The organism is Methylosinus sp. KRF6, assembly GCF_018887255.1.
In the GTDB taxonomy this organism is placed as follows: domain Bacteria; phylum Pseudomonadota; class Alphaproteobacteria; order Rhizobiales; family Beijerinckiaceae; genus Methylosinus; species Methylosinus sporium.
Map to the genome: position 1 here is coordinate 3,420,472 of NZ_JAHLJF010000001.1, position 21,985 is coordinate 3,442,456.

At 65.0% G+C, this 21,985-nt stretch carries 17 protein-coding genes; 6 read left to right on the plus strand and 11 right to left on the minus strand.

Translation table 11 applies throughout. The features are described 5' to 3' along the window. The first annotated feature begins 1 nt into the window (after position 1). Positions 2–3,121, plus strand: coding sequence for an efflux RND transporter permease subunit (locus tag KP010_RS16130; RefSeq protein WP_142861418.1), 3,120 nt, complete (start codon positions 2–4; stop codon positions 3,119–3,121). A gap of 120 nt (positions 3,122–3,241) precedes the next feature. Here KP010_RS16130 and KP010_RS16135 read toward each other — a convergent pair whose 3' ends face one another. From KP010_RS16135 to KP010_RS16160, 6 genes are all read right to left on the minus strand, one after another. Further along, positions 3,242–5,071, minus strand: coding sequence for a tetratricopeptide repeat protein (locus KP010_RS16135; protein ID WP_142861417.1), 1,830 nt, complete (start codon positions 5,069–5,071; stop codon positions 3,242–3,244). 161 nt (positions 5,072–5,232) lie between these two features. Further along, a complete protein-coding gene (sucC, locus tag KP010_RS16140; RefSeq protein WP_142861416.1) occupies positions 5,233–6,432 on the minus strand; it encodes an ADP-forming succinate--CoA ligase subunit beta in 1,200 nt (399 codons plus the stop codon). A 77-nt stretch (positions 6,433–6,509) separates the two neighbouring features. Further along, the gene (gene mdh / locus KP010_RS16145) at positions 6,510–7,472 is read right to left on the minus strand and encodes a malate dehydrogenase (protein ID WP_142861415.1); all 963 of its coding nucleotides are present in this window, start codon (positions 7,470–7,472) and stop codon (positions 6,510–6,512) included. 145 nt (positions 7,473–7,617) lie between these two features. Then, positions 7,618–8,055 (minus strand): EVE domain-containing protein, encoded by a 438-nt coding sequence (locus KP010_RS16150; RefSeq protein WP_142861414.1) that lies wholly within the window; start codon positions 8,053–8,055, stop codon positions 7,618–7,620. Then, complete coding sequence (locus KP010_RS16155) at positions 8,055–8,342, minus strand: YciI family protein (protein ID WP_108916615.1); 288 nt, start codon at positions 8,340–8,342, stop codon at positions 8,055–8,057. Before KP010_RS16155 ends, KP010_RS16150 begins: the two co-directional genes overlap by 1 nt. A 168-nt stretch (positions 8,343–8,510) precedes the next feature. Beyond that, on the minus strand, positions 8,511–8,951 hold the full coding sequence (locus KP010_RS16160) for a hypothetical protein (RefSeq protein WP_142861413.1): 441 nt from the start codon (positions 8,949–8,951) through the stop codon (positions 8,511–8,513). A 357-nt stretch (positions 8,952–9,308) separates the two neighbouring features. Here KP010_RS16160 and KP010_RS16165 point away from each other — a divergent pair, with 357 nt between their 5' ends. Beyond that, positions 9,309–10,367, plus strand: a complete 1,059-nt coding sequence (locus tag KP010_RS16165) for a 30S ribosomal protein S2 (RefSeq protein ID WP_108916616.1) — start codon at positions 9,309–9,311, stop codon at positions 10,365–10,367. Positions 10,368–10,556: 189 nt separating this feature from the next. After that, positions 10,557–11,480 (plus strand): translation elongation factor Ts, encoded by a 924-nt coding sequence (tsf, locus tag KP010_RS16170; RefSeq protein WP_142861412.1) that lies wholly within the window; start codon positions 10,557–10,559, stop codon positions 11,478–11,480. 180 nt (positions 11,481–11,660) lie between these two features. Here the strand turns inward: tsf and KP010_RS16175 are convergent, their stop codons facing one another. Continuing rightward, positions 11,661–12,287, minus strand: coding sequence for an outer membrane protein (locus KP010_RS16175; RefSeq protein WP_166143684.1), 627 nt, complete (start codon positions 12,285–12,287; stop codon positions 11,661–11,663). A gap of 324 nt (positions 12,288–12,611) precedes the next feature. On the opposite strand from KP010_RS16175, the gene KP010_RS16180 reads away from it, so the two are divergent. Beyond that, on the plus strand, positions 12,612–13,202 hold the full coding sequence (locus tag KP010_RS16180; RefSeq protein WP_371824215.1) for a TetR family transcriptional regulator: 591 nt from the start codon (positions 12,612–12,614) through the stop codon (positions 13,200–13,202). Here the strand turns inward: KP010_RS16180 and KP010_RS16185 are convergent. From KP010_RS16185 to KP010_RS16200, 4 genes are all read right to left on the minus strand, one after another. Further along, positions 13,178–15,112 (minus strand): methyl-accepting chemotaxis protein, encoded by a 1,935-nt coding sequence (locus KP010_RS16185; protein WP_216281193.1) that lies wholly within the window; start codon positions 15,110–15,112, stop codon positions 13,178–13,180. The two genes, KP010_RS16180 and KP010_RS16185, sit on opposite strands and share 25 nt — an antisense overlap. A 98-nt stretch (positions 15,113–15,210) precedes the next feature. Beyond that, on the minus strand, positions 15,211–16,704 hold the full coding sequence (locus tag KP010_RS16190; RefSeq protein ID WP_216281195.1) for a hypothetical protein: 1,494 nt from the start codon (positions 16,702–16,704) through the stop codon (positions 15,211–15,213). 35 nt (positions 16,705–16,739) lie between these two features. Next, positions 16,740–17,420, minus strand: a complete 681-nt coding sequence (locus KP010_RS16195; protein WP_216281197.1) for a bifunctional 2-polyprenyl-6-hydroxyphenol methylase/3-demethylubiquinol 3-O-methyltransferase UbiG — start codon at positions 17,418–17,420, stop codon at positions 16,740–16,742. A gap of 166 nt (positions 17,421–17,586) precedes the next feature. Next, positions 17,587–19,764 carry a glycosyltransferase gene (locus tag KP010_RS16200; RefSeq protein WP_253203653.1) on the minus strand — a complete coding sequence of 726 codons (2,178 nt, stop codon included), beginning with the start codon at positions 19,762–19,764 and terminating at the stop codon, positions 17,587–17,589. Between the two features lie 259 nt (positions 19,765–20,023). On the opposite strand from KP010_RS16200, the gene KP010_RS16205 reads away from it, so the two are divergent. Then, positions 20,024–20,677 (plus strand): ABC transporter ATP-binding protein, encoded by a 654-nt coding sequence (locus tag KP010_RS16205; protein ID WP_166143697.1) that lies wholly within the window; start codon positions 20,024–20,026, stop codon positions 20,675–20,677. A 7-nt stretch (positions 20,678–20,684) separates the two neighbouring features. Continuing rightward, positions 20,685–21,959, plus strand: a complete 1,275-nt coding sequence (locus KP010_RS16210; RefSeq protein ID WP_216281202.1) for a lipopolysaccharide biosynthesis protein — start codon at positions 20,685–20,687, stop codon at positions 21,957–21,959. Positions 21,960–21,985 lie beyond the last annotated feature (26 nt).

The following is a 21,985-nucleotide window of genomic DNA, read 5'->3' on the forward strand; positions in this document are numbered from 1 at the left end:
GATGGGCTTCAATCTCTCGCTCTGGGCGGTCAAGCGTCAGACGCTCACTCTGGCGCTGATTCTGGCCGTGGCCATCGCCGGGGTCTTCTCCTATTTCCGCCTCGGCCGCGCCGAGGACCCGTCCTTCACCATCAAGGTCGCCAATCTCACCGCGATCTGGCCGGGCGTCACCGCGCTCGAGATGCGCGATCAGGTCGCCGACCGACTGGAGAAGAAGCTGCAGGAGCTTCCCTATCTCGAGAAGATCGAGACCTATGTGAAGCCGAGCTTCCTCGCCATGCAGGTGACGTTCAAGGACACGACGCCGCCCGCGCAAGTGCCGAGCCTCTTCTATCAATTGCGCAAGAAGCTCCATGACATTCAGCCAGAGCTGCCGCAGGGCGTGATCGGCCCGGACGTCAATGACGAATTCGGCGACGTCGACGCCGTGCTCTACGCCGTGCATGGCTCCGGCGCCGATTATCACCAGCTCGATCGCGTGGTGGAGATGTTCCGCCAGCGCTTGCTGGAGACGACGGACATTGTGAAGGTGAATGTCTATGGCGTGCAGGATCGCAAGATCTTCGTCGAGTTCAGCCAGGCCAAGCTCGCCAATCTCGGCGTCACGCCGCAGGCGCTGTTCGAATCGCTCGCCAAGCAGAATGCGGTGAACGCCTCCGGCGTCTTCGAGACGCCGGCCAATCGCGTGCCCTTGCGCGTGACCGGCGCGCTGAAGGGCGCCGAGGCCATCGCCGCGACGCCGGTGGAGGCGAGCGGCCATGTGTTTCGCCTCGGCGACGTCGCCGATGTCGTTCCCGGCTATGAGGACCCGCCCAATTTCATCGCGCGCTACAAGGGCGAGCCGACCATCGTCGTCGGCGCGGTGATGGCGCGCGGCGGCAATGTCCTCACTTTGGGCGAGAATCTCGAGGCCACAATGGCCGAGATTCGCGCCGAGACGCCGGTCGGCATAGAAATCACGCAGATCGCCGATCAGCCGACCGTCGTCTCCCATGCGGTTGGCGAGTTCACGCGCTCCTTCGTCGAGGCGCTGGTCATCGTGCTGTTCGTGAGCTTCGTCTCGCTCGGCTTTCGCACCGGAATCATCGTCGCTCTGTCGGCGCCGCTGGTGCTCGCCGTCGTCTTCGTCTTCATGAACGCCTTTGGCGTCGATCTTCAGCGCATCTCGCTCGGCGCGCTCATCATCGCGCTCGGCCTGCTGGTCGACGACGCCATCATCGCCGTCGAGATGATGACAGTGAAGATGGAGCAGGGCGCCGATCGCATCAGCGCGGCGACCTTCGCCTGGACATCCACGGCCTTTCCCATGCTCACCGGCACTCTGGTGACGGTCGCGGGCTTCATGCCGGTCGGCTTCGCCGCCTCCTCGACCGGCGAATATACGGGCTCGCTGTTCTTCGTGCTGGCGGTGGCGCTCGTCGCCTCCTGGTTCGTCGCCGTGCTGTTCACGCCCTATCTCGGCGTGAAGCTGCTGCCGGATTTCTCCAGCCATGCGCATCACGATCCCGATGCGATCTATTCGACGCCCTTCTATCTCGGCCTGCGCCGGCTCATCACCTGGGCCGTCGACAATCGCCTGCTCGTCGTCTGCGCCACGGGCGGGATTTTCATCGCCGCCGTCCTCGGCTTCGGCCATGTGCAGAAGCAATTTTTCCCCATTTCCGAGCGGCCGGAGCTGTTCTTCCAGCTGCGCATGCCGGAGGGCTCGTCCATATTCGCGACGGCCGCGGCGGTGGACGAGGCCGAGAAGCTGCTGAAGGGCGATGAGGACGCGGTCCATTACACGAGCTATATCGGCCGTGGTCCGCCACGCTTCTGGCTCGGCCTCAGCCCGGCGCTGCCCAATGAGGCCTATGCGGAGATCGTCATCGTCGCCAAGGATCTCGAGGCGCGCGAGCGGCTGAAGGCCCGCCTGTCCAAGGCGCTGGAGGATGGCGCCGTCTCGCAGGCGCGCGCCCGCGTCGATCGCTTCAACTTCGGCCCGCCGGTCGGCTTTCCGGTGCAGTTTCGCGTCATCGGCCGCGATCCGGCGGAGGTGCGCGCCGTCGCCTATCGCGTGCGCGACGTGATGCGCGAGGACAAGGCCGTCGTCGAGCCGCATCTGCAATGGAACGAGCAGACGCCGGCGGTGCGGCTCGTCATCGATCAAGACCGCGCGCGCGTCATGGGCCTCACGCCGCAGGAGGTGGCGAACCGCCTGCAGATGATGGTCTCCGGCGTGACGATCACCAGCCTGCGCGACGGCATAGACCGCGTCGATGTGATCGCCCGCGCCACGCCCGGCGAGCGCGGCGATCTCGGGCGGCTCGACGACATTGTGATCTTGACGCGCGCCGGCGCGCCTGTGCCGGTCTCGCAGATCGCCAAGATCGTCTATGAGCATGAGGAGCCGATCATCTGGCGGCGCAATCGCAACATGCTCGTCACCGTGCGCGCCGATGTGAAGGACGGCGTGCAGGCGCCGGACGTCACCAATCGCATTTGGCCGCGCCTCGCCGAGATTCGCGAGCATCTGCCGGCGGGCTATCGGCTCGAGATCGGCGGCGCCATCGAGGAGTCCGCCAAGGCCAATTCCTCCATCGCCGCCGTGGCGCCGGTCATGATTCTCGTCATGCTGGTGATCGTGATGTTCCAGCTGCAGGATTTCACGCGGCTCGGCCTCGTGATGATGAGCGCGCCGCTCGGCCTCATCGGCTCCTCGCTGGCGCTCAATCTCGCGAGCGCGCCTTTCGGCTTCGTCGCTCTGCTCGGCCTCATCGCGCTCTCCGGCATGGACATGCGCAACTCGATCATCCTGGTCGATCAGGTGCGTCAGGATCTCGACAAGGGCGCCAATTATCGCGAGGCCATCATCGGCGCCACGGTGCGCCGCGTGCGGCCGGTGGCGCTCACCGCGATGGCCGCCATTCTCGGCATGATTCCGCTGACGCGCTCGCTGTTCTGGGGACCGATGGCGCTCACCATAATGGGCGGCCTCTTCGTCGCGACCTTTTTGACGGTGCTGTTCCTGCCGGCGCTCTATGCGATGTGGTTCCGCCGCAAGCTGGGCGACGTGCTGGTCGAGACGCCGCCCGTGTCGTCGCAGGGCTTCGGCGCGCTCGCGGAGAGGGCGGCCGAATGAGCGGGCGGGCGCAGCCCGCGCCCAATTCGCTGTAAGAGAGGGGTGTAGAGCGGTTTCCTTCTTCTCCCCTCTCGCGGGGAGAAGAAAGGCGATGTCGCGGCGAAGCGACGGAGGCTTCGATCAGCCGCCGTTCTTCTTCTTGGTCTGATCGCTGGCGATGGGCGACGGGTCGGAGAGGCCCTTGTCGATCTTCTCGAGGATCTTCGGCAGATCATCGGGATCGGGGCTCATGTCGCGCGCGTGATTCCATTGGAAGCGCGCCTCGAGCTTGCGATTGACGCGCCAATAGGCGTCGCCGAGATGGTCGTTGATGACCGGATCGGAGGGCTTGAGATCGACCGCCTTCTCGAGCTCGCGCACCGCCTCGTCATAGCGGCCGAGCCGGTAATAGGCCCAGCCGAGACTGTCGACGACATAGCCGTCGCGGGCGCGCAGATCGACGGCGCGGCGCAGCATTTTGAACGCCTCGTCGAGATTGACGCCCTGATCCACCCAGGAATAGCCGAGGTAGTTCAGCACCAGCGGCTGATCGGGATAGAGCTCCAGCGCCTTTTTGAGATCGGACTCGGCGGTCGGCCAGTTCTTGCGGCGCTCATTGGCGATGCCGCGATAATAATAGAGCAGCCACTGGCTCTTGTCGGTCTGCGGCTGCAGGTCCAGCACCTTGGTGTAGGTCGTGACCGAATCGGCGAACAGCTTGCGCGAGCGCTGAATATTGCCGAGCGCGGTCAGCGCTTCCTGATCCTTCGGATTTTCGGCGATGACGGATTGGAGATGGTCGGTCGCCTCTTTGGTCTTGCCGAGCGTCTCCAGCAGCAGCGCCGCCTGCACATCGGCGTTGACGCGCAGAGGGCTGTCCTTGGGCACGCTGTCGTAGAGATCGATAGCGATCTCTTCCTGCTTCATGCGCTCGTAAATATCGGCGAGGGTGATCGTCGCCAGCGCATTATTCGGCGCGAGGAAGAGCGAGAGGCGCAGATAGATCAGCGAGGCGAGCTCGTCGCCCTGGCGTCCGCCGATCGCGCCGAGGCCATAGAGCACCTCCGCCGCGCCGGCGTCGGCGTCGCGCACGAAGGGGATGAGCGGCTTGCCCGTGTCTATGTCGGCGATCGCCGCGGTGACGATCGGATGGCGCGGGGCGAGATCGTCGAAGGAACGATAGACGCGGCGCGCCTCCTCGCGGCTGCCGCGGGAGACGAGGAAACGCCCATAGGCGTCGACGAGGCGCAAAGTATTGCGCTCGGACCCATAGGCGGATTTGAAGCGCTTGGTCGCTTCGGCCTTGTCGCCATTCTTGGCGGCGTCGGCGATCAGCGCCGCATGATAGTCGCGGAAGACGGCGAAAGCGTCTTCCTTGAGCTTGTCGGCCGTGGCCAGCGCCTGCTTGGTCTCACCGGCGCCGGCATAGGCCCAGGCGGTGAGCAGGGTGGAGGTCACGTCATGCTTGCGATCGAGCCCGCCCTTGGCGAGCACGGCGCGGGCCTTGGCGAATTTCTTGGTCTTTATCGCTTCGACGCCCAGCGTCAGATTGGCGAGGCCGTTGTTCTTGTCGAAGGTCGCGACGCGGGCGGCGAGGGCGAAGGCCTCCTGCATATTGCCATTGGCGAGAGCGGCGACGAAGGCGCGTTCGGTCAGCTCGCGGTTGCGCGGATCGCTGCGCAGCGCCTCGCGAAAAAACGTCGAGGCGGCGAGCGTGTCGCGCTCCGCGCCGGCGACGATGGCGGCGAGATAATTGCCGGACGCGCTCTCGCCGACCTCGAAGGGCGTGGCGACGGAGAGGCTCGATTCGCGGGCGTGAGCCGAGCCCTCGCCGACGAAAAAGCTCGTGCCGGCGAAATCATCGACCCCGAGCGAAAGCGCGCAGAAGGCCGCGGCGGCATAGGCCGCGCGGGTCGAGAAAGAGCGAACGCGGCGCCGCCTCGGCGCATCGGACGAGAAAATTCTGTTCACGTGCTGTTTCCCGCATTCGGCCGCAGCGGCGCGGCGCCGGCGCGCCCCGAAAGAGGCCGCCGAGCGCCACCATCATGTGGGAAGATGGCTGTTTTGAGCCTCCCCCGCAAGTGCGAAATATCCCAACGGGGGCGGGTCGCTTTTGCCGCGAAAGCGTCGCGTCAGCTCCGTCCGCGCACGGCGGCGACGATCTTCTGCGCCGCGTCGTCGAGGTCGTCGGCGGGAATCACATCGAGGCCCGAGCTCGAGATAATCTCTTTGCCGAGATCGACATTGGTGCCCTCGAGGCGCACCACCAGCGGCACGGCGAGGCCGACGTCCCTCACCGCGGCGATGACGCCCTCGGCGATGACGTCGCAGCGCATGATGCCGCCGAAGATGTTGACGAGAATGCCCTTCACCTTGGGATCGGCGGTGATGATCTTGAAGGCGGCCGTCACCTTCTCCTTGGTGGCGCCGCCGCCGACGTCGAGGAAGTTGGCGGGGTTCTCGCCATAGAGCTTGATGATGTCCATCGTCGCCATCGCGAGGCCGGCGCCGTTCACCATGCAGCCGATGGTGCCGTCGAGCGCGATATAGGCGAGCTCATATTTGGAGGCCTCGATCTCCTTCTCATCCTCCTCGGTCTTGTCGCGCAGCGCGACCACATCGGGATGACGATAGAGCGCGTTGTCGTCGAAGGAGATTTTCGCGTCGAGGCAGCGCAGGCGTCCGTCCTTGGTGACGATCAGCGGATTGATCTCGAGCAGCTCCATATCCTTGGCGACAAAGGCCGAGAACAGGCGCTCGGTGAGCGAGACCGCCTCCTTCACCAGCGGGCCCGTGAGGCCGAGCGCATCGGCGACGCGGCGGCCGTGATGCGGCAGAACGCCGGTCGCCGGATCGACAGAGAAGGTCACGATCTTCTCGGGCGTCGCATGGGCGACGGCCTCGATATCCGTGCCGCCCTCGGTGGAGACGACGAAGGAGACGCGCGAGGTGGCGCGATCGATCAGCAGCGAGAGGTAGAATTCTTTGTCGATATCGGCGCCGTCCTCGATATAGAGGCGGTTGACCTGCTTGCCGGCCTCGCCGGTCTGCACCGTGACCAGCGTCGAGCCCAGCATCTCTTTGGCGAAGGTCTCGACCTCGTCGAGCGAGCGGGCGAGGCGCACGCCGCCCTTCTCGCCGGCCGAAGCCTCCTTGAACTTGCCCTTGCCTCGGCCGCCGGCGTGTATTTGCGCCTTCACCACATAGACAGGGCCGGGCAGGCCGCTCGCGGCCTGGCGCGCCTCGTCGGCGGCGAGCGCCGGAGCGCCTTCGGCGACCGGGGCGCCGAACTCACGCAGGATGGCCTTGGCCTGATATTCGTGGATGTTCATTTCTCACCGATCCTGATTGCGACCTCACGTCGCGACAACGCGCCCCTCGCCGGGGGCGGAAACGGGGCTCAGCGCGCTCAGGCGAAAGCCGGGTCGAGCGCCTTGCTGGCGCCGATCAGCGTCTTCACCGAGGCGACGGATTTGTCGAACATCTGCCGCTCGGCGGCGTCGAGCGAAATTTCGACGACGCGCTCTACGCCATTGGCCCCGATGACCACCGGCACGCCGACATAGAGATCGCTCACCCCATATTGGCCGTCGAGATAGGCGGCGCAGGGCAGCACGCGGCGCTTGTCCTTCAGATAGCTCTCCGCCATGGCGATGGCCGCGGAGGCCGGCGCGTAATAGGCGGAGCCGGTCTTCAGCAGGCCGACGATCTCGCCGCCACCCTTGCGCGTGCGGTCGACGATGGCGTCGATCTTCGCCTGAGTGGTCCAGCCCATGGCGACGAGATCGGGCAAGGGAATTCCGGCGACGGTCGAGTAGCGCACGGAGGGAACCATATCGTCGCCATGGCCGCCGAGCACGAAGGCGCTCACATCCTCCACCGAGACGTTCAGCTCCTCGGCCAAAAAGAATCGGAAGCGCGCCGAATCGAGCACGCCCGCCATGCCGACGACCTTGTTGGTCGGCATGCCGCTCGCCTTCTGCAGCGCCCAGACCATGACGTCGAGCGGATTGGTGATGCAGATGACGAAAGCGTCCGGCGCATAGGCCTTGATGCCGGCGCCGACCTTGGAGACGACGCCGAGATTGATGGTGAGCAGATCGTCGCGGCTCATGCCCGGCTGGCGCGGCACGCCCGCCGTCACGATGACGACATCGGCGCCGGCGATGGCGGAATAATCGCTCGCGCCCTCGATGCGCGCGTCGAATCCCTCGACGGGCGAGGATTGCGAGAGATCGAGCGCCTTGCCCTGAGGCACGCCGCTCGCGATGTCGAAGAGCACGACGTCGCCGAGCTCTTTGAGGCCGATGAGATGAGCGAGCGTGCCGCCGATATGGCCGGCGCCGATCAGGGCGATTTTCTTGCGCGCCATCTTTTCTCCTGTGGGCGTGCCTGGAAATGTACTGCTACCGCGCTTTTTCGTGTCTGAAAAGTCGCGATTCGCCTCGAATGTGGCTTCGCACGAAAATTGAGCAAGAACGTGAGCCTGCGCTGCGCGGCTGTGAAAATAGGCTGTCCTAGAGCGCGTCCACGCCGGCGGGCGAGAGGCCGCCGAGCGCGAGGATGAACTCCCACTCCGCTTCGGAGACGGGTTGCACCGAAAGACGAGAATTATTGACCAGCACCATTTCGGAAAGGCGCGGGTCGGCCTTGATCTGCGCCAGCGTCACCGGCCTCGCGAGCGGCGCCACGGCCTTTATGTCCACCATGCCGAATTTGCCGCTCTCATCCGTATGGTCGGGATAATAAGTCTTGATGACCTCCACCACGCCGACGACGGCCTTGTCCTCGTTGGAATGGTAGAAGAAGCCGCGCTCGCCGATCTGCATCGCCATTAGCTGCTTCTTGGCGAGATGGTTGCGCACGCCGTTCCAGAAGGTGCCCTTCGCGCCGGCTTCGACCTGCTGGTCCCAGGACCAGGTCTTGGGCTCGCTCTTGAACAGCCAATGCGCCATCAGAGCTCCGCTCCCACCACGCGCTTCCATGGCTTGACCTCGACGCTCGCGAACAGCCCCGCCTTCGCGTAAGGGTCCTCGGCGAGCAGAGCCTGCGCCGCGGCGACATCCGCCGCCTCGACGATCAGCAGTGAGCCGACGGGCTTCTCGGCCGAATCGAGAAACGGCCCGCCGAGCTTCACCTGCGCCGCATTGGCGGCGAGAAAGGCGAGATGCGCCTCGCGGGTGGCGAGCCGAAGCTCGACATGGTTCGGCTTGTCCAGGCAGAGGGCGGCGTAGAGCGGCAAAGCGGCCTCGTGAAAAGGGGGAAGCGACGGCGGGGCGGTGATTAGCAGATCATGGGAGCGTGGTCGATAGATTCCAAGCGCGCGACTCGTTCTCCGGCGAGCCGGGAGCGAGAGTTGTCGGGCGTAGCGAGGCAATGCGCGGATTGGAAAATTCAGCAGAATCTGCTGCTACTCGCTAATTCGAGCTGTTACAATGGAGATAAGTCGATCAACTACGTCGCTGGCAATAATGGAAATGTCAGGAATAGAGGCTCGTCGGTTGTCAGGATACCTCGCATAATGACTAGAGTGAAGCTCCGCTAAGATATCGATGCCTTCTGCAACGTGTTGATCGGCGGGAAGGCCATGCTGAAGGGCGATGGCATACCATCCTTTCAAGTCATGATTTGGCGCTCTCGCATTCGGCATTCCGTTGGCAACGGCGTGATCGCAAAATGCTTTTAGTACGAGTTCGGTTGCATGAAGCAAGAGCGCATACGTTGGCCAATTTACGTCATTGTTCCTGTATGCAGGCAGTCCTAATGCGGCTTCGCGAAACATTCGCGCCAAATGCATATACTGTTGTGGTTTTGAGCCGGCTGCCGGCGGGGAGAAAATCGGTGGCTTCATGAGTTGATGCGCCTGAATTCAAGAAATTCGTGCCTTTAAAATTACCGCTCTTCCGAAGCTTTCGAAAGATCTGAGTTTGGCTGGAATCACAGGCCCGCAATGGCTGGAACCTTTCACGCCTCTGACCCTCTGGAGTTTGCCCTCACGCTTCGGGACGCGCCCTGCAGGCGCTTGCAGCATGAGGGCGAGGGCGCCGGCCGTTTCATGAAGTTCGCTTGCCCCTGCCGCCGTTCTCGCCTATAAGCCGCGCCATCCCACAGGCGAAAGTCTTACGGTTCCTGCTACAAGGGGCCGTTCCGGTGGCCGGTTCTCCGGCTTCTCCATGCTTTCGCCGAGGCTAGAACCGGAGAAAATACAATGGCGATTCCTGATTTCACGATGCGCGGCCTGCTCGAGTCGGGCGCTCATTTCGGCCACCAGTCGCATCGCTGGAACCCGAAGATGGCTCCCTATATCTTCGGCGCCCGCAACAACATCCACATCATCGATCTCGCCCAGACGGTGCCGCTGCTGCATCAGGCGCTGAAGGTCGTATCCGACACTGTGGCCAAGGGCGGCCGCGTGCTCTTTGTCGGCACCAAGCGCCAGGCGCAGGATCAGATCGCCGACGCCGCCAAGCGCAGCGCGCAATATTTCATCAACTCCCGTTGGCTGGGCGGCACGCTCACCAATTGGAAGACCATCTCCGGCTCCATCCAGCGCCTGCGCAAGCTCGACGAGCAGCTCGGCGCCGGCGCCGCGGGCGTCACCAAGAAAGAGCGTCTGCTGCTCACCCGCGAGCGCGACAAGCTCGAGAAGGCGCTGGGCGGCATCAAGGACATGGGCGGCACGCCCGATCTCATCTTCGTGATCGACACCAATAAGGAGCAGCTGGCGATCAAGGAGGCCAACCGCCTCAAGATCCCGGTGGTGGCGATCCTCGACACCAATTGCGATCCGGACGGCATCACCTTCCCGATCCCCGGCAACGACGACGCCGGCCGCGCCATCGCGCTCTATTGCGATCTCGTCGCCCGTGCGGCGATCGACGGCATCTCGCGCAGCCAGGGCCTGTCGGGCGTCGACATCGGCGCGATGGAGCAGCCGACGGCGGAGCCGGCGCTCGGCCGTGTCCATACGGATCTTCGCTCGGCCGACGAGGTCGTCGCCGATGCGGCCTCCGCCGAGGTCGAGATCGCGCTCGAGCCCTTCGAGCTGCTGGCCGCGCCGCGCGGCGCTCCGGACGATCTCGCCAAGCTGCATGGCGTTGGCCCGCAGCTGGTCAAGAAGCTCAACGATGGCGGCATCTTCCATTATTGGCAGATCGCGGCCATGGCGCCGGCCGATGTCGAGAAGCTCGATCAGGATCTCAAGCTCAATGGGCGCATCGCCCGCGACGGCTGGGTCGATCAGGCGCGCTCGCTGGCCTCGGCCTGATTTCGCGCCAGAGCGCTTTCCGATCGAACGGAATCGTTCGATCGATCAGAATTCGCTCCCAAATAGAGAAATGAGAGCGTCATCCGATCCGATTGGATCGGATGACGCTCTAGCGTCACATTCCCGACAGATTATCGCGCCGGCTCCGATAGGGGCCGGCGTCAGCTCTAGCTAGAGGTGTCTAACCCCATGGCCCAGATCACCGCCGCTCTCGTCAAGGAACTGCGCGAGAGCACGGGCGCCGGCATGATGGATTGCAAGGCCGCCCTCAACGAGACCAATGGCGAAATCGAAGCGGCCGTCGACTGGCTGCGCAAGAAGGGCCTATCCAAGGCCGCCAAAAAGTCCGGCCGCGTGGCCGCCGAGGGTCTCGTCGCCGCGATCGTCGATGATGGCGTCGGCGTCGTCGTCGAGGTCAATTCCGAGACCGATTTCGTCGCCCGCAACGACGACTTCCAGAAGCTCGTCGGCAATATCGCGAAGGTCGCGCTGGAGACCGGCGCCGCCAATGCCGAGGAGCTCGCCGGCAAGGCCTATCCGGGCGGCGGCACGGTCGCCGACGCCATCACCAGCGGCATCGCCACCATCGGCGAGAATCTGACGCTGCGCCGCGTCGCGCCGCTGAAGGTGGAGGGCGCGGTCAATCGCTACGTCCATACGCAGATCGTCGACGGTCTCGGCAAGATCGCGGTGATCGTGGCGCTCGAGTCGAAGGGCGACAAGGAAGTCCTGTCGACCCTCGCGCGTCAGATCGCCATGCATGTCGCCTCGGCCAATCCGCTGGCGCTCGACGCTTCCGGCCTCGATCCGGCGACGGTGGAGCGCGAGAAGGCGCTGCTCGCCGAGAAGAACGCCGGCAAGCCGGCCAATGTGCTGGAGAAGATCATCGATTCGGGCCTCAAGACCTATTACAAGGAAGTCTTGCTGCTCGATCAGGTCTCCAACCATCCCGATCACGCCGGCAAGACCATCACCCAGACGCTCAAGGAGCATGAGGGCAAGGCCGGCGCGCCGATCGCGCTCAAAGGCTTCGTCCGCTATGCGCTCGGCGAGGGCATAGAGAAAGAGACCAGCGATTTCGCCGCGGAAGTGGCGGCGGCCGCCAAGGGCTGATCGCTTTTCGAGAATTCCCCGGCCGCCGCGGCGGCCGGGAGCCGGTCTCCGGCGCAATTGATCTTCCAAAGAAAAAGGCGAAGCGGACCAATGGTCGCTTCGCCTTTTTTGTTTTTGCGCCTGCCGTCCGCCGCCTGTCGTCCGCATGGCCCCTGAGAGAGGCGCCATGCGGCGTTCCGGCTAGAACAGATTGAAGTGATAGTTGATGCCGGCGCGAACCGTGTGGAACTTGGCGCGCTGCGGGCCGAAGGCGAAGCCGTCATTATTGGTGAGGTCGGTGTAGAGATACTCGACCTTGGCCGACCAGTTCGGCAGGAAGGCGTATTCGAGACCGCCGCCGGCGGTCCAGCCCGTGCGGGTGTCGCTGCCGAAGGGCGTGTTCAGCTCGCCATAGGCGAAGCCGCCCGTGCCATAGACGAAGAGCTTCGACTCGAGCAGAGCGAAGCCGGCGCGGCCGCGCACCGTGCCGAACCAGGGCAGGCTGGAGTTGCCGAAGCCATTGTTGGAGCGCAGGCTCGTGCCCTGGAAATCGGTCTCGAGGCCGACGACGAAGAGCGGCGAGATCTGGTAGTTATAGCCGATCTGGCCGCCGCCCACGACGCCGCTGACGTCGCCGCCGAAGCTGTTGTCCGCCTTGAAGCCGCCGCCCACATTGAGGCCGACATAGGCTCCCGTCCAGGAGAAGACCGGCGGCGGCGGCGCGAACACCGGCGCATCCTTGCGATAGGGCAGATCCGCCGCCTGAGCGGCGCCGGCCGTGAGCACGGCGGCGACCGCGAGAGCGGAAAGGCTGTTCTTGATATGCATGAGACCCTCCGAGGAACATGAAAGTAGCGCTTTAGTCGCCGCCCTCGACTAGAGCGAAACTATGGGGCCGAAAATCATCGAATCGGCCTGATTTGTCAACCATTGTTGATATCGCCGGTGAACCGGTCGCCGAGCGACGCCGGAGGTCGAGCCCCTCCGCCGAGTTCACCATACGGATAGCGAACGTGACCTTGGCTAGGAAAGGTTCACATTCCCCTAATGGGCGAATGTGCAAAAATTTCGGCGCCGGACTCCTTTTGCCGCTGAATGCCGATTGACGCCGCGCAGCGCGCGAACAATTCTGCTTCCGGGGAAAGGACTCTGGTGCGGCCGAAGAAATGCGAGAAACGTTCGGGGGAAGCGACGCGGCGACGCATTCTCGCCGCCGCGGTGACGCGTTTCGCGCGCGCCTCCTATGAGGAGGTGAAGCTGCGCGATATTGCCGCGGATGTCGGCGTCGACGTGGCGCTGGTGCACCGGTCCTTCGGCTCCAAGGAGCAGCTCTTCGCCGCCGCCGTCCTCGACGCCTGTCCGGCGGACCTCTTATCGGCCGAGCGCGGCCGCTTGAGCGCGGTCTTCGCGAATTTCGCGCTCGACCCGCAGCAGGGAGACGGGCTGCAGATTTTCGTCCGCTCGCTGACGAGCCCGCAGGCGCGCGATCTCGTTCGCGCCTGCTGCAATCGCGATTTCATCGGGCCGCTGGCCGCCAAGCTCGAAGGGCCGGGGGCGCAGCAGCGGGCGGCGCTGTTCGTCTCCTGTCTCATCGGTTTCTCGCTCTTGCGCGAGGTGCTGCGGGTCGAGCCGCTGCTCGACGACGAGGACAGCGGTCCGATGATGCAGCGGCTGCTCGCCGCCTGTCTCGACGAGGTCGGGCCGTTTTCGGCGGACGATCAGAATTCCTCCCAATCGTCCTGAGCCGCCTTCGGCTTGCGGGCGGCGCCGCCGCGTCCGGCCGAGACCGTCTTCAGCGCCGCTCGCGGCGCAGGAGCGGGCCTGTCGCCGAGCGTAAAGCTCGCCACCGAGCGCGTCAGCGCTTCCGTCTCCCTGCGCAGGCCATGGCTCGCGGCGGTGGTCTCTTCGACCATTGCGGCGTTCTTCTGGGTGTTCTGATCCATCAGATTGACCGCGGTGTTGATCTCGGCGAGGCCGGTCGCTTGCTCGCGCGCGCCGGCGGCGATGTCGGCGACGACCTTGTCGATCTCCGCCACTTGGGCGACGATGGTGTCGAGCGCCTTGCCGGTCGCGCCGACGAGCTCGACGCCTTGATCCACCTCGATCGTCGAAGTGGAGATGAGGCCTTTGATTTCCTTGGCGGCCTCGGCGGAGCGCTGCGCCAGCGCCCGCACCTCCGACGCGACCACGGCGAAGCCCTTGCCGGCCTCGCCGGCGCGCGCCGCCTCGACGCCGGCGTTGAGCGCCAGCAGATTGGTCTGGAAGGCGATCTCGTCGATGACGCCGATGATCTGGCCGATCTGCTGCGAGGAGCGCTCGATCCGGCCCATGGCGTCGACGGCGCGGCGGACGATCGCGCCGCTCTTCTCGGCTTCCGACTTGGTGGCGCCGACGATGTCGCTCGCGTGACCGGCGCCTTCCGCGCTCTTCTTCACCGTGGTGGTGATCTCCTCGAGCGCCGCGGCGGTCTGCTCGAGGCCGGCGGCCTGCTGCTCCGTGCGGCGCGCGAGATCGTCCGCGGCCATGGCGATCTGGCTCGAGCCCGATTCGATGGCGTCCGCTCCGCCGGCCACGAGGCGGAGCGCGGCTTCCAGCTGGTCCATCGCCGCGTTGAAATCGCTCTGCAGCCGGCGATAGGCGTCCGGCATCTCATTGGCGAGACGATAGGCGAGGTTTTTCGACGCGAGCTTCTCGAGGCCGTCGCCGATCGCGCGCAGAGCCGCCTCGCGCTCTCTTTCCACCGCCGTCTGCTCGGCCTTGCGTCGCGCCTCGGACTCGTCGTTGCGGCGCCGCTCCTCGGCGGCGCGGGTTTCCGCGGCGCGCAGCTCCTGGGCGTTGCGCTTGAAAGTGTCGAGCGCGCGGGCCATGGCCCCGACCTCGTCGCCGCGCTCGACGCCCTCCACCGCGACGCCGAGATCGCCCTTGGCAATATCGCCCATCTGCTCGGCGAGGCGCGCGATCGGAGCGCAGATCTTGCGGCCGGAAATATAGAGAGACGCCGCGACGCCGAGCAAAATGGCGATCACGCCGACGGCGATCATCGTCCAGATCGTCTGCTCGGACTCGCGGCGCAGCGCTTCGCCGACGCGCTTGTCTTCCGCCTCCGCCGCCACATAGATCGCCCGCATCTCATTGGCGATGGCGCGGATTTCTTCATCGACGCCGCGCAGCAGCGCCATGCCTCGGGCGAGCTGCTCCAGATCCTGCGGCTTCATCCGCGCGCCGAGCTCGAGCGCCGGCAACTCCTGGGCGATCACGATCACGGGCTTGGCCTGCTCGAAGACTTTGGCGAAGCGGTCGCGATATGTTTTGATCGTCGCCGCATGGGCGGGATCGAGTTGCATCGCCTCGCCGAGCATCTGGTCGACGCGTGGGCCGATGGAGGCGGCCTCCTGCTGAGCGGTCTTAAAAATCGCCGAATCCGTGTCATAGGCGATCATCTGATGGATCGAGAGACCGAACTCGGTGATGGCGCGATTGGATCGCAGCAGCTTCACCACGGCGGCGTAGGAATGTTCGGTCAGCTCCTGATAACGCAGGCCGAGATCGTTCATGCGATAGACGCCCAGCGCCGTCGCTCCGAAAAAGAGGATGCAGGTCAGGACGAGCGGGAGGAGGCTCTTGGCGCCGAGCTTCATATCGTCGAAACGCATAGAAAAAACGTCCTTGTGAGCGGGGATCGATTGCGCGCCGGGGCGACGGTTCGAGCGGAGGGTCGCGCCATCCGCCGAGACAAAGTCTAGCCTAAGCATCAAAAGGTTTCTGAAATCTCTATGCTTTCTGCTTTCGCGCGGGCCTGTGCGCGGCGCTCCGGCGCGCGCCACAGCTCTTCCGCATAGCCGCGCCTTATCCAGCTGCGGAAGCGGTAGCCGCGCGTGAAGCCGTAATCGGGCAGTAGCGCTCCGACCACCGACTGCCGGCCGGAGGAGCCGACCTGGCGATGGGCCTCCTGATTGACGCTGAGCAGCAATGGCGCCCAGCGGCCGATGCGCGCGAAATAGCCGCGGCAGACGGCGTCGCCCATTTCGGGAAAGGAGTCGCAATTGACGATGATATCGCTGTCGACGACGGCGGCGTCGTCGATCTCCGGCGCCAGGACGAGATCGACGCCGGCGCCGCGCGAGGGCTCCGACGGATCGCGGAATTGCACGGGAATCTCGGGCGCGGCGCGGCGCAGCGCGAAGAATTGCACGGCGGCCACGGTCGGCAGATCGACGATCGTGTAATGGCGCGCGCCGGCGAGCAGCGCGTAGCGCGCCGCCTTGCCGAAGCCGCCGCCGATCTCGCAAATCTTCGGCCGCGCGACGCCGCTCGCCTCCATCGCGCGCAGCGCCAGATAGAGCGCCTGAATATCGCGGCCGTGCAGAACGCTCTCGCCGATCTCGAGGCCATAGAGCCCGTCGAAGACCGCCGGCGGCGCGATGGAGAAGCCGAGCGCCGCCTCGATCTCGGCGACCAGCCGCTGCGATGTGGCGACCAGCGTCTCGCCCTCATAATCCTGCTCGGCGCATTCCACCCGCGCGACGCCCAAATATTGCGCGAGCGAGGCCAGCATGTCGTGAAAGGGCGCGACGGCGGCGCGGCGGCCCTGTGGCGAGGCGGCGAGAAAATCCCGATAGGCCTTCTCGCCCTGCTCGATCCCGGTGGCGGCCGCGGATTTCTGCACGCCGACGAGGCATTGCGCGAGCGCTCGCGGATCGCCGCCGTCCAAAAGGCCGAGCAGCGGCCGATGACGCCGCGAGACGATATCGGTCCACATGGCGCCGCCGCCGCCCAATCGCCGCGCGCCGCGGCCATGGACATGCAGCCTCCAGGCGCTCTGCAATTCCGCGGCGATTTCGCTGTCGCGCGCATCGGCCTGACGCAGCGACAGCGTCGGCTCGAGTCGCGGCAGGCCGCGCCGCGTTGAGTTGATCAACTCCTCGGCGAAGCTCGGCCGGCTCGCGCCTTCGAGCAGCCAGAAATCCTCTCCGCGCACGCGCGCGGCGAGCGTCTCGTCGGGAAAATCCCCGTCCGGCAAATCGAAATGAAAGCCGTAGCGGCCGTCGCCGAATCCGGCCCGCGCCAGATCGTCGCGCGGCCGCTCGGCGCGGGCGCGCCCGATGACCGCGCCGGCGGAGCATATCTCGACCTCGAATCGATCGCTCGGCCGCAGGCGGTCGTAGACCCAGCCGGAAACGCGGCCCCCGCTCCTCTGATCGATATAGCCGAAGAGCTCCCGCCGTCGCCTGCGCGTGAAGAACATTCGCCATGCTCCTATGGCGCGCGGGCGCCGCGTCGTCATTTGCGCGCAAAAATCGACAGCGCGGCGGCGGAGCCGTTCTCCGCCTCGCGAATCTTCGAAAATCCGGCGTCGCGCAATGTCTCGATCAGATCGTCGCGGCGTGGGAGCGCGTCGCCCGCGGCGGGCGCGCCGTCCGCCGCGATCGGCGTATGGATGAACAGCGCGTCGGCGCGGCGCGCGAGAAGCGCCGTCGCCGCGAGCGGATCGGCGAAGCGGCGCAATGCGTCGCAGGCGACGACGAGATCGTAGCGCTTGTCCGTCTCGCGCAGGAACGCCTCCATATCGCCGAGCCAAAAGCGCGTTCGCTGGAGGCGCATCACTTCCTTGGCGACGAGGCAGCGGATGAAGCCGGCGCGGCTCGGCTCGATCGCCTCGACATGCGCGCCGGCGGATTCGAGAAGAAAGCTATGGCCCGCTTCGCCGGGCGCGAGCTCGAGCACAGAGCGGCCCGCGAGCGAGCCGAAACAATCGATCGCCCAGCGAATGCGCGAATCGTCGAAGGCTTCGATCGCGCCGGCGCTGACGCCGCATTCGGGCGGAAAGGCGCAGCTCCATCCGCCGATCGCGTCGACGGCGTTCTGCAGGCGCGGAAGGCGAGCCACATAGGAGTCGAAAATCTCCGCCGACCGTAGCGACGCCTGGCGTTTCAGCAGCCTGTCTCGCAGCGTCCTCAACATCGATCCGATCGTCCCTCCCCAATGATTCAGACGCGTTTTTCATCGCGTCGAAAACAAATCCGAGCTCTCGTTTTTCGAGCGCGTTGCGCTCGGGCGGCGCAGCGCCCCGCCGTGACGCGGCGCGACGGATTACGCCGTCGGGCCGCGTTTGGCAATTGTGCGGCGCTCACACGCGGAAATGCCTTCCCTGTGGAAGGCTGCTCAGCAATTGCAGGCGAGGCGCCGCATTGTCGCGGCTGTACCAAGGGTTGAATGCAGGATCCACATAGGCCGCCAAATCATATTTTTTGCGCAGCGCATCCTGTTCGCGGCGGAAGCGCGCGATATTGGCGTCGGTCTCGTCGCTGCCACGGCTCGCCGATTCATGATGATAGAGCGTCGCGAAAGGCGACCATATGACGCGAAAGCCGGCGCGGCCGGCGCGCATACAATAATCCGTGTCGTTATAGGCGATCGCGAAATTCTCTTCGTCGAGCTCGCCGATCGCGTCGCGACATGCGCGCGTGACCAACATGCAGGCGCCCGTCACCGCCGCCATGGATTGGCGCAGGCCGAGCCGGCCCATGGGGCCGGGAAAATCGCCGGGCATTCCGCAGAACCAATGTCCCGCCACCGAGCCGAGACCCATGATGACGCCCGCATGTTGCACTGTGCCATTGGGATAGAGCAGCCGCGCGCCGACGATTCCTGTCGATGGATAGGCGAGGCAGGAGACCATCTCCTTCAGCCAGCCGGCGTCGATGACTTGAATGTCGTTGTTGAGCAGCAATAGGCAGTCGCCGCGCGCCGCTCTCAATCCGCGATTGACCTGCCGCGCGAAATTGAACTTCTCCTCGACGATATCGACGGAAAAGAAGGAATGAGCGGCTCTCGTCCGCTCATAGAGATCGAGAACGTTCTTGTCCTTCGTGCCATTGTCGACGACGATGATCTCCATGTTCGGATAGTCGGTCCGGCGCGTCAGATCGTCGAGCAGGCGCGAGACGAGCTCGAAGGAATCGCGGCTCGGCACGATGATGGAGACGAGCGGCCAGGCGTCCTCTTTCGGCGCGAATCGCACGCGATGAAGATCGGCGTTGCGCGCCGGCTCGATGTGCGCCGGCGCGCCGGCGACGGAATAATGCTCCGAAAGAGCGCGGCGCGCGCCCGCCGTGGCGCGATCGAGAAAGCTCACGGAATAGCTCTTCCCGTCGCGGCGCCACAAATAGGCCGGATAGGGAAGATGGACGATCTCCTCCGTCGCGAGGCCGCGCGTGTAGCGCAGCAGCAGATCGTAATCTTGCGAGCCGTCGAAACCCTGCCGCAGGCCGCCGAGCGAAAGCAGCCGCTCGCGGCGATAGAGCGAGAGATGATTGACGTAATTGACGCCGGAGAGCAGCACCGGGTCGAAGGCCGGCTTGAGCGAATAATGCTTGGGCTGCAGCTGCGCGTCGGCCACGATCTCGTCGGTGAAGACGAATTGCGTCTGCGGCGCGCGCTCGATCGTCTCCAGCAGCGCGTCGACGGCGAAGGGCGCGAGCGCGTCGTCGTGATCGATGAAGCCGACCCAATCGCCGCGCGCTGCGGCGAGCCCGCGATTGGTGGCGGCGGCGATGCCGCCATTCCGCTCGGCGCGCAAAATCGTCACATCGGGCGTCGCGTCATGGCGCGCGAGCCAGTCGATCGTCTCGCGCGAGGTCGAGCCGTCGTCGGAGAGGATCAGCTCATAGGCCCCGGCTCTTTGAATTCGAAAGGAGTCGAGCAATTGATCGAGATAGAGCGCGGGCGCGTCATAAACCGGCGTGACGAAGGAGACGGCGGGGCGCTCGCCGGGCCAGGCCGGAGCGCCGGCGAAGCGATGATTCGCCATGGCGATCACCTGCTCGAAATGCGGCGTCGCGCCGCGCACCTTGGCGACGCGCGCGCCGACGCCGGAAAGCTCCGCCGCGCCCGGCCGCGCGATGATCTCGCAGAGCGGCGCCGCGCGCTCGCCCCTCGCCGCAGCGCGCAGGCGTTTGCCGACGAAGGCGCGCACCGATTTCTCGTCATAGGCGATATAGGCGCGAAAGCGAAACTTCGAAGGGTATGAGGAAGGGTCGAAGCGCACATGGTGCACGCGGCCGAAGCTCCGCAGCGACACGACATAAATGCCGTCGCGCGTGTGCTTGAGCTCGATCTCCTCATCCGGGACGAAGCCCTTGCCGAAATCGATATAGATGCGCGGGTCGAGCGTCTGATCGGCGTCGGCGACCTCGAGAATGATATAGGCCGCGCGAAAAAATCGTGGGGCGAAGACGAAGAGCGGGTCGGGATCGATGGCCTGCCAGCTCTCCCAGCCGAGCCGTCGCAGGCCGGATCGACGCAAAGAAGGAATTCTCGGCAACAAGGCTCTGCTTTCCGCGGATGCGAGTCGGCTCGGGGCTTCGAGCCCGCGTCCTATAGTGGAGCCGCGCCGCCTTGACCATAGGTCCGGCAGGCGAGGCCGAAGGGACGCGCGGCGGAGCGAGGGCAAAAGTGGCGGAAAATAGGCCGATCCGCGTGCGTGGACGCGGCCGGCGCGCTGCGCTATAAGAGCCGCGGTTCGCGTCGTCGGCGGTTCTGGACGAAACCGGCTCGAAGAGAAGATGATCCAACTTTCAGACGTCTTCAAATTCTATAAGACCGAGCGCCACTCGAAGATCATCCTGGACCATGTGTCGATGGTCTTCGACTCGAGCTATTCGTATGGCCTGCTCGGCGTCAACGGGGCCGGCAAATCGACGACGCTCAAGATCATCGCCGGCACCGAATTGCCGAATTCCGGCAAGGTGCGCCGCACCGTGCGCGTCTCCTGGCCGCTCGGCTTCAGCGGCGGCTTCCATTCGGGGATGACGGGCCGCGAGAATGTGCATTTCGTCGCGCGCATCTATGGCGCCGATCCGCGCAAAGCGGCGATGTTCGTGGAGGAATTCTCCGAGCTCGGCGATTATTTCGACGCGCCGGTCAAGACCTATTCGTCGGGCATGGGCGCGCGTCTCGCCTTCGGCATGTCCATGGCGATCGAGTTCGACGTCTATCTCATCGACGAGATCACCGGCGTCGGGGATATGAGCTTTCAGAAGCGATGCCAGGAGGCTTTCGATCAGCGGCGCAAGAACGCCAGCGTGATCCTGGTCTCGCATTCCATGCAGACGATCGCCGATTATTGCGATCGCGGCGGCGTGCTGGTCGAGGGGCGGCTCTTCATGTTCGACACGGTCGGCAAGGCGATCGAAATGTACAACCGCGTGAACAGATAGGGCGAGGATGGACGAGCCTCAAAAGTCTCCCGAACTTCGCACCGTCAATGCGCTGGAGCGCGCCGAGGCCGTCCAGCGCTTCTTGTCGGAGGCGGCGCGGCGGGCGCGCTTTTCGGCGCGCGCGCGCGGCGCCTATCAGAAATCCAGCTTCGCGGAGCGCCGCGGCGCCAGAGCGATGCGCATCGCCTTCCTGATTCTCGCCATCGTCATTGTGGCGATCCCCAATGTCGCGGGGGCGCTCTACTATGGCGCGCTCGCCTCCGACCAATATGTCGCCGAGGCGAAATTCACCGTGAGCAGCGCGGCCATTCCCAAGCTCGACGGCCTCGGCTCCGTGACCGGCCTGCCGCAGATGATGATTTTTCAGGATACGATGATCATCGCCGATTATATTCAGAGCCGGGCGATGGTGGAGCAGCTCGAGCGGCAGGTCGATCTGCGCGAGCGCTACGGAGCCGAGCGGATCGATTGGTGGGCGCGCTTCGACAAGTCGAAATCGATCGAGAAATTCACCGATTACTGGAAGAAGATGACCGCCGCGACGATCGGCTTTCCATCGGGAATCGTCACGCTGACGATTCGCGCCTTCTCGCCGGCCGACGCCAAGGCCATCGGCGACAGGGTGATCGCCGATTGCGAGGCTCTGGTCAACGAGCTCAATGAGCGGATGCGGCAGGACACGGTCCGGGCGTCGGAGCAGGATCTCGCGCGCGCCGCCAAGCGGCTCGAGGTCGCGCGCGTGAATTTGGAGCGCGCGCGCAATGCGGAAGGGCTGATCGACGTCCGCCAGACGAGCAAATCGCAGAGCGAGCTGATCTCGTCGATCGAGCACGATCTGCTGAAATATCAGCAGGAATATCTCACGCAGTCGCGTTACGTCGACGAGAGCGCGCCGCAGATGCGGGTGATGAAGCGACGCATCGAGGCGCTCGAGAAGCAGATCGTCGAGCGCAAAGCGGAGATCACCAAGCGCGAGGCGCAGGGGATCGACGCGCTCGCGCGCAAAACGCTCTCCGGCAAGATGACGACATTCGCCAATCTCGATCTCGAACATAAGATCGCCGAGTCGAGCTATGAGATCGCCACCGCCTCGCTCGATGGCGCCCGTCTGCTCAGCGAGCGCAAGCTGCTCTATCTGCATCAGATCGAGGCTCCGGCGCTGCCGGAGGAGGCCCGCTATCCGCGGCGCTGGCTCTATTTCGGCGTGCTGTTCGCGATTTCGCTGGCGCTCTATGGAGTCATCGTCGGCCTCATCGCCTTCGTGCGCAATCACATGGCCTGAGCGGTCATTTGGCCTGAAGAGAGTCA